Here is a 7,615-nt window from a genome sequence, read left to right as displayed (position 1 = left end):
GCGGTTGAGTGCCAGCGGCGGCGGGTCAACCGGGCTGCGAAAGGGTTTCCTCCTTCCTTTTTCTCCCCTGCCCCGTTTATCGGCCTTGGGACGATGAGCGAAACAAATCGCTTTTATCGCTCAAATTATTACGGTAATGTGGGTAATAAATATAGGTTTATAGCCCATGGCTTGGAATTGGGAATTGGCGGGGTGGCCGAAGTTCGAGTGGAACGCTGAGCTTCTGCGGGCCAGGGAGCAGGCATTCATGGAGAACGCTGCTATCGCGGTGGGCACCATGCGCCATCTCGGGAAGAATGATCGCGAGGACGTCGTGATCGAGCTTCTCAGCTCCGATGCTTTGAGCACATCAGCCATCGAGGGGGAAGTCCTCGACCGTGACAGCGTTCAATCGTCCCTTCGGCGGCAACTCGGAATGTCCGCTGCAGCATTCCTCGGCAGGCCGGCAGAGGCAGGCATTGCCGAGATGATGGCGGACCTCTACCGTCGCCCACTTGCCCCCATCACCGAAGAGCGGCTTTTCGAATGGCACCGGATGGTCATGAACGGCCGCCGGGACATCGCCGACATCGGCAGCTATCGTCGCCATGACGAACCGATGCAGATCGTCTCAGGCGCTTTCGGCCGCCAGCGCGTGCACTTCGAAGCACCTCCATCCGAGCGCTTGGCGGTCGAGATGGGCAGGCTTCTCGAATGGCTTGAACAAACCGCTCCGGAAGGGCCGAACCCGCTTGCCGCCCTCACCCGCGCCGGCATCGCTCATCTGTGGTTCGAGTGCATCCACCCTTTCGAGGATGGCAATGGCCGTATCGGTCGTGCGATCGCCGAAAGCGCGCTTGCCCGAGCGATCTCGACACCAACGTTCAGCCCGTTATCGAAATCGCTGCTGAGACACCGCAAGGACTATTACGCGATGCTGGAAGCCGCGAGCTCCACGCTCGTGATCGATGACTGGCTCTCATGGTTCGCGGATCGGGCGCTGGAAGCCCAGAAGTCCGCGGACGAATTGGTCCGCTTCCTGATCGAAAAGACACGGCTTATGGACAGGCTGCGTGGCGCGCTGAACGAGCGGCAGGATAAGGTCCTTCTTCGCATGCTGGCCGAGGGGCCTGAAGGTTTCACCGGGGGTTTGAACGCCGGCAACTACGCCACGATCACCGGCGCTCCGCCCTCGACTATAACCCGCGACCTTGCGGACTTGGTCGAGAAGGGCGCATTGCTGCGCACCGGCGAGCGCAAGGCGACGCGCTACCGGCTTAATCTCGTAACCGACACATAGGCGGGCTGGTCGAGGCGTTGCGTCAGCAAAAGCGGATCAGGCCGCAATATTTTGCGCGTCAGTGTCATAGCAAGCGGATTGGGCCAAGGCCTCCTCCACCTCACGCAACTCCCGGCGCTTCTCAGCGAGTTCGTCGGCAAAGGCGAAGGTGCCACCCTGCCGCGACTGGTCGGAAGAAAGCCGCCGCTGGTACTCAGCCAACCTCAGGCGATAACCTTCCCGCTCCTCTTCGAACCCGTCAAGCGCGTGCTCGAGCCGGGAGATGGCACCGAGCGGAGTGACAGTGACGGCGAGATCGATCTCGTAATCAGCGCCAGTGCGCTGGAGCAGTGTCTGATAGTGGTAATTATCGCCCCGGCCAAAACGCTCGCCGTCATAGACGAGATCGAAGCCCCCGATCTATGCGATGTGGACTTCACCTTGGAGCGCGTTCGCATTCATGACACTGCTTGGAATTTCGCTCGCTCGTCATTGTCGCTTCTCGGGGCGCTGTGGCCGGAAATGTATGGCCTTCAATATCTCGGCGGCATCCGGCAATCATCGTGGCCCTTATCGTGTTCGCCACCGCCATGCGACCGGGTCTCACCGGATCCCTGATCGACGTCGGCGTTCCCTACCCTTGGCAGATCGCCGGAATGGGAGCCTACTGCCTGGGAGGGGTAATAGCCATGCACCTTGTGAGGGAACGGGTCCTGATCCGCAACGCGTCCGTTTTTATCGCAGCGACGCGGTAGCAGCTATTCCACAGTCGTGATGATGTGCGCGATCGAACGGTCAGCCGAATTTGGGCACTTTGAATGTTCGACGCTGATCACCGTTCTGGCACGGTGGTGAAGGCCAAAACCGACCCAATGCGGCCGCTCCCTCGACAGCACTCGGAGTTCCGCTGTTGGGCGTAAAGCAGTGTTTGCGTGCTATCCAAACTTGATAACCGCGCCACAGACGTTGTTGTTTTGCATTTAACGGGGTTCATCCTCAATTTCTGTGATTCAGCGGCAGCATTCTCGCCCTCATCAGTTCTGGCCCGGCGCGGCCGCACATTGCTCGCTTCAGCATCTTGAGGCGGTTGATCTGCCCTTCGGCTTTACCGTTGCTCCGGTTCCCGTGCCGCCGACGAGAACGACATTGCGCCGGTCGGCGACGAAGGTGCCGGTGGCCAGTTCACGCACCAGCGATTTATTGACGGGCGTATCGGCGAAGTCGAAGTCGTCAATATCTTTTGCCAACGGCAGCTTGGCGATGCTGAGCTGGTAGCGGATCGAGCGTGCTCATCAGTTCGAGGAACCTGCGTGCGTTCCATCAACTTGCCCTCCTGAGCCTGTCGTAACGGGCGCAGTCGGCGACCGGCTCATGGGCAAGCCGAAGCGCATCCGGGATCTGCAGGGTTGCGGCGGGAGCCTGGTCGCGGCTCCGCGCCAGAATGTTGATGATCACCGAGGCAGAGCAGACGCCGTGATCAAGCGCTTCCTGGCAAGCAGCCTCAACTGCCGTGAGACCATCAGCGGGAACACATCCGAGTATGGTGACCATCTGCCGATCACCGTCATCGACGCTCTTCAACCGTTTGCGCACCTTCTCCATCGCGGCTGGCAAAACCCATTCCCGGAAAGGAGCGCCGTTGCGCAAGGCACCGGCTTTGCGAGCGAGGACGGGGACACAGTGCCAGGGATCGTAGACGGTGTCGCCACGGCCGAAGCTGCGCCGGTGCTCAGCGACCGTCACCCCGTCCTGTTTCGGCGGACAGCTTGACGCATTCGAGTTGCCTGGGGGTGAGTGGGCAGGTGGTCATACTTGGAACCTCACTGACGGTAGGAATTCTTCGCCACCGAAGAAACGGGCTGCGGGTTCCTTCTCGGCCCGAGGCAGTGACGCTAGAGCGGAGGCGCAGCCGACTACCCATGGAACCAGCCGTTGAGTTGCCAGTTCGAACCGCACGCAAACCTAAAAGGAGTATCGGATGCGCGCACTCAACCTCTTCACTCTTCTGCTGATCATCGTCGGTGGGATCAACTGGCTTCTGGTCGGCCTCTTTCAGTTCGACCTGGTAGCAGCCATCTTTGGCGGTCAAGACGCCACCCTTTCTCGGATTGTCTATGTCCTGGTTGGCCTCTCGGCCCTCTACCAGATCATTCCGTTCTTCAGAGCCCTGTCGGCCGACGAGCCGGCCGCCGAAGGCTCTCTCGGCAATCGCCATTAACCCATACAGCCGCACCACAAAGGCCGCGGGTCCAATGCCTGCGGCTTTTTCTTTGCCGCTCATGTCCTCTTGTTGAACCATTCAACTGCTCGCTGCGGGAAGGCGACAGGGTGAGCTTTGAGCTCGGTCAGGATCGGAATACTGGAAAATCGAAGGCAGAGAACGTTTCGGCCCTCTTAGTTCACTTGCACAGAAACAGCCTTTAGCGGCTGGTATGTGCCCTAACCACTATGCTGAGATTTTTATTTCCTATTGTAGCGGTTCAGCATCTGCTTGAGATAAAGGTTTTGCACTGAGAGTTTTTTCGCCAACTTCTTTCGCAGATCCTGGATTTCGGCATCCAGTTCGGACATCTCATCAGCGATGGCCTTCACAACGACGGGCGCGGCCTCGGGAAATTGTCGCGGATGGGTATCTGTAGGTGTCAAGGCTTGGGAAAGCTTGTTGGACCGCCGTGTTCCAGTCTTTGGCTTGTTCTCGGATGGCTCCTTGTCTGACACCGCTGTTTCGTCGGCACGTCGGTGCGACGTGTCTAGCGCGACAATCTCTTCAGCGAAGGCAACGGATGACCTTAGATCATCGGACGTGGACGACTTCGTTTGCGTCAGATCCGGTAAGACATAGGCTGCTTCAGGCGTGTCGGGAACGATCGCAGAATCTGCAAGGTCGCCATTTTGGGCCTCATCCTGAGCCTCGCTGTTCGATTGAAGGGCGGCACTCTCTTCTTGAAGCGGGTGATACTCAAGCGCCTGGATGCCGGCGTTCTCACTCGCCTCATCTTCTTGCGCGACGGACGGTTTTATTGAAACGAGATCGGCCAAAAATCTCCACGGCGTCTTCATGCGTCATGCCTTTCGTAGGTCAAGGCATTGGTGCCTTGTTGTTGTGCCGGACCTGGCCGATCCGGCACCTGTAATAATAGGTGGTCAGCCGAACACGATGCTCAATACCTGCGTCAGTTCTGCCCGAGGCGCTTGCGCAGCTCAGCGTTCTCGGCTCGAAGCTTCTCGGACAACTGCTTGCGAAGGCCCTGGTTTTCTTCCTCCAACTTCATGAGATCAGCGAAACCATCATCGCTGGGCTCGGCGTTGGAAGCTGCGGTGTTCATCGATGTATTGCGAGCAGCGGTCGAACCAGCAGCAGCACGGCCAAGCCGCTTCGGTGATTTAGCCACGGCGATTTTAGGACTGCGTTTGGCTCGAGTTTTCTTTACGGGTTCTTCCGATGCAGCCACATCGGTAGACGTGGTCATCTCAGCTGCAGACTTAGGCTTGCCGGCCTGACGGGTCTTTTTTGCTTTCGGCGCGTCTTCAGCAGCGATCGGTGTGGAAGTCTCGTTCATCTCCTGAGTATCGTTTTCGTCCGGCATCGGTTACTCCTGGTTGATGGGCATATCGTTGTCGAATGAGATCAGCAGGGAGTCAATGGCGAGCAACTTTCCGAGCCCGATAGAGGTGAAGCACATCCGGGCGCAGCAGCTGCAAATGAAGCGCGCGAAGCGAGGCTGTCGGTGCCAGGCACAGCCAGTGACATCTCTTGAAAGACGATGACGACTGCCTCGGTGTTCGAGCTTGCTGGTCGTACACGTGTTCTTAAACGGTGGCGGCGTCGCTCGCCTCTGCCAGTATTTCGTCGCGCCACATCCGAGCACGTGCTAGCTGGTCTTGCTTCGTTGTTGAGAGCCAGCCCCGTTGTTTCTCGTTCTCGAGGTACGCTATATTGTATTCGAGCTCCTTCAATTCACAGGAGATAGGTTCATTCTCGTTCATATCCCACCCTTGTTCGAAATAGGAGGCGACTCGTCCTCTCCGAAATCATGCCGCTGAGAGCATGACACGCCACTCGGCCAGATTATCTTCTTCCGCTCTGCGTTCCGCTATTCCCATGGTGCATCGAGGCCGTTCTTCCGGCGTGACGATGAGGAGGGCGGGGCTAGCTCAGTCCTTTCGGAATTCTCAATGCCCTGACCGCTTATTTCGTGGTTCCGTACAGCGGCGTCCGGCTCTTGCGAGCAGCTTTAGCCGCTTCAATTTCCTCAAGAGGCGTTCGGGTCGTATCAACACTTTCGGCCACTCTCGCTGAACCATCAGCACCAAGAAGCGGTTTATCGAACTTGTCGTCTTTTTTCACTTCAGACATCTCAGATCTCCATTTTTTACTGCGGTGTCCGGGCGAACCGGCCTCCTGAGCAGAAGTTCCGCAAGATTCGCTGGGCGCAGAAGCCGAAACGGCTAAATGCCGACCTGCGACCCGCCCCTCCGAAAATCGGTTTCGCTTGCCGTGTAAGCACGCCATCAAACGGATGGCCCGTTTCCAAGCCTCGCCCCTGCCACAGCCCATCAGCCTGACGGGGGCCAGGGCGTCGATACAACCGAGGACTTCATGCTGGCCGGCGAAGGAGATGGGGATCAAACTTGGTTCCTCTTTTCATGATCCTAGCCCGCGCCACCCACGGGCGTCAGAACCTTGCCGGTACCGTCGCATTCCGGGCATTCGCCGTCGTCTATCTTACCGGAGCCCGCGCACCGGCGGCAGATATTTTCTGCCGCATCCGGCGTGCCTTCGGGAACTTCGTCGGTATTGCGTTTCGGGTTCTGGTTGAGCTGGTCACGATCCATGGGCTTTACTTCCTTGATTACCTATGATGGATGCGAACAAGCCATGTTGTTTCAGGTTCCGCGCAAAGACCATAAAAGCCGCGGCTCAGTGCCGGGAAACTCGATGACCAGGAGCAGCACGACGGGCAATGGGTCACACTGCTGGAACCTCATTAGCGCTCCACGAATTTGTTGAAGCGGCTGGTCTTCCCGTCCTTCGTCTTGTCCTGGTAGAGGAAAGCGAGCTTGTTCTTGTCAAAGATCTGAAAGAATTCGTCCCAGCCGATCTCGTCGAGTTCCTCTTCCTTTTCGCCGAAGTCGATGCGCAGAACGCCACCGTGCTGACCGTTGCGGATCACGGACGGTCTGCCTTCGCGGGCCTCGGCCCATTTTTGTATCGTCTTGTGATCGGTTGTCGTTTCCGAGTTGCTCACGCTTTTTCCTTCCTGTTCGAAGGGATCAGGATCGCGGCTGACCCGGCCCCTTTTGCTCGACCTCCTTATCATCCTTCGGGCTGGCGCCGCCGCCTTGACGTTTCAATTCCTTGTCGATGACCTCACGCGAGCCTTCGGCTGGCTGCTTATCCTTCGGATCTGCCATGATGACCTCCATTAGCGAATTTCACCAAACCGGGTCCGAAGGCGGAAGTTCCATGGGGCCGAGCGACGCCGAAAACCGAGTCGTGTAGAAGCGGCCCACCCTGCGCTAGGCGGCCGAATTTGTCATGGAGCACCTTACCCGGGGACAGGAAATCAGGGCCAACATTTTAGTACAGGCCTTTGGCAATCGAACGGCCGGTACAGCCCCAAGCGGCGGCGATACCGCCGCGCGCGGCAAGAGCACACTTCAGGATGCGCCTCTTGCAGGACTGGAGAGATCAAAATGTCTGATCAACCGCAAAGCACCAAGGGCGGACCGCTCAACGTCAAAGAGGAGCACGTGACGGGCAATATTTCCGACGCTGAACTTCACGAGGCATCGATTGAGCCCTCGTCCGACGAAGAACAGGCGTCCGGGCAGAACTCGGTAAATCCAGTCGAATCGTTCGACCCTCCTTTGAATACCGAGGAACGTTCAGATGTTTCAAAACGGCGACACCGACCGCGAAGGTTGAAGCAAGATGAGTGCATTCGGAGGAAAGAGGTCCGGTCCCTGATGGGTTCGAAATCGGTGACTGGGCCATCCGACGATCTTCTGGGAGCGGCCTAATGATGTCAATTAGGTGGGCCAGGCGGAGCGGCCGGCCCCTGAATGTCCCTCACGGTCGTCTCGCGGCGTCCGCCTTTTTTCGACGGCGGCAAGGCATAATAAATGTGAAGCGAGTCGGTCGTCGGACCGGACGTTAATGTCGCCGCCGTGCCTTCGCGATCTCCGAGGCGATGTACAGGCCGAGCCCCATCCCCGGAGCTCCGCTCGGCGGGCTTCCTCGCCTTGAGGGGATGTGAACCGCCGACCCGTTATTTCGCACCGGCGCGATAGCAACGATATGAAACTGCAGTACATCATAAGAATCGTACAACTCCCAGTACCATATCCGGTCGA

At 58.2% G+C, this 7,615-nt stretch carries 10 protein-coding genes and 3 pseudogenes; 4 read left to right on the top strand and 9 right to left on the bottom strand.

Annotated features, from left to right (window positions below):
- The coding region (locus C5L10_RS34220; protein ID WP_205837125.1) for a hypothetical protein at nucleotides 1-219 on the top strand (219 nt) is incomplete at its 5' end.
- Nucleotides 167-1,279: a Fic family protein gene (locus tag C5L10_RS32605; protein WP_105433094.1), complete on the top strand. Its 1,113-nt coding sequence runs from the start codon at nucleotides 167-169 to the stop codon at nucleotides 1,277-1,279. The genes C5L10_RS34220 and C5L10_RS32605, both read left to right, overlap by 53 nt.
- A gap of 36 nt (nucleotides 1,280-1,315) precedes the next feature.
- On the opposite strand, the pseudogene C5L10_RS34645 reads toward C5L10_RS32605, so the two are convergent.
- From C5L10_RS34645 to C5L10_RS32585, 3 pseudogenes are all read right to left on the bottom strand, one after another.
- Nucleotides 1,316-1,699: pseudogene (locus C5L10_RS34645) on the bottom strand (hypothetical protein); the annotation flags it as partial.
- A gap of 668 nt (nucleotides 1,700-2,367) precedes the next feature.
- Nucleotides 2,368-2,547: pseudogene (locus C5L10_RS32590) on the bottom strand (ATP-binding protein); the annotation flags it as partial.
- A 3-nt stretch (nucleotides 2,548-2,550) separates the two neighbouring features.
- Nucleotides 2,551-3,013: pseudogene (locus tag C5L10_RS32585) on the bottom strand (IS21 family transposase); the annotation flags it as partial.
- Nucleotides 3,014-3,236: 223 nt separating this feature from the next.
- On the opposite strand from C5L10_RS32585, the gene C5L10_RS32580 reads away from it, so the two are divergent.
- Entirely contained in the window at nucleotides 3,237-3,476 is a 240-nt protein-coding gene (locus tag C5L10_RS32580) for a DUF378 domain-containing protein (protein WP_105433093.1), read from the top strand.
- A 242-nt stretch (nucleotides 3,477-3,718) separates the two neighbouring features.
- Here C5L10_RS32580 and C5L10_RS32575 read toward each other — a convergent pair whose 3' ends face one another.
- The 6 genes from C5L10_RS32575 to C5L10_RS34065 all read right to left on the bottom strand — a co-directional run bounded on the left by C5L10_RS32575 (nucleotide 3,719) and on the right by C5L10_RS34065 (nucleotide 6,673).
- Nucleotides 3,719-4,318 (bottom strand): hypothetical protein, encoded by a 600-nt coding sequence (locus C5L10_RS32575; protein ID WP_105433092.1) that lies wholly within the window; start codon nucleotides 4,316-4,318, stop codon nucleotides 3,719-3,721.
- Between the two features lie 113 nt (nucleotides 4,319-4,431).
- Nucleotides 4,432-4,845, bottom strand: coding sequence for a hypothetical protein (locus C5L10_RS34210; RefSeq protein WP_205837122.1), 414 nt, complete (start codon nucleotides 4,843-4,845; stop codon nucleotides 4,432-4,434).
- A 602-nt stretch (nucleotides 4,846-5,447) separates the two neighbouring features.
- Nucleotides 5,448-5,615 carry a hypothetical protein gene (locus tag C5L10_RS34070; RefSeq protein WP_172717305.1) on the bottom strand — a complete coding sequence of 56 codons (168 nt, stop codon included), beginning with the start codon at nucleotides 5,613-5,615 and terminating at the stop codon, nucleotides 5,448-5,450.
- A 296-nt stretch (nucleotides 5,616-5,911) separates the two neighbouring features.
- On the bottom strand, nucleotides 5,912-6,094 hold the full coding sequence (locus C5L10_RS32565) for a hypothetical protein (RefSeq protein WP_105433091.1): 183 nt from the start codon (nucleotides 6,092-6,094) through the stop codon (nucleotides 5,912-5,914).
- Between the two features lie 152 nt (nucleotides 6,095-6,246).
- Nucleotides 6,247-6,507, bottom strand: a complete 261-nt coding sequence (locus tag C5L10_RS32560) for a hypothetical protein (protein WP_105433090.1) — start codon at nucleotides 6,505-6,507, stop codon at nucleotides 6,247-6,249.
- A 25-nt stretch (nucleotides 6,508-6,532) separates the two neighbouring features.
- The gene (locus C5L10_RS34065) at nucleotides 6,533-6,673 is read right to left on the bottom strand and encodes a hypothetical protein (RefSeq protein WP_172717304.1); all 141 of its coding nucleotides are present in this window, start codon (nucleotides 6,671-6,673) and stop codon (nucleotides 6,533-6,535) included.
- A 282-nt stretch (nucleotides 6,674-6,955) separates the two neighbouring features.
- On the opposite strand from C5L10_RS34065, the gene C5L10_RS32555 reads away from it, so the two are divergent.
- Complete coding sequence (locus tag C5L10_RS32555; protein WP_105433089.1) at nucleotides 6,956-7,282, top strand: hypothetical protein; 327 nt, start codon at nucleotides 6,956-6,958, stop codon at nucleotides 7,280-7,282.
- Nucleotides 7,283-7,615: the final 333 nt, after the last annotated feature.

The sequence above is a fragment of the Neorhizobium sp. T6_25 genome (assembly GCF_002968555.1).
Taxonomy (GTDB): Bacteria; Pseudomonadota; Alphaproteobacteria; order Rhizobiales; family Rhizobiaceae; genus Neorhizobium.
This window is presented reverse-complemented; position numbering and strand designations above follow the sequence as displayed.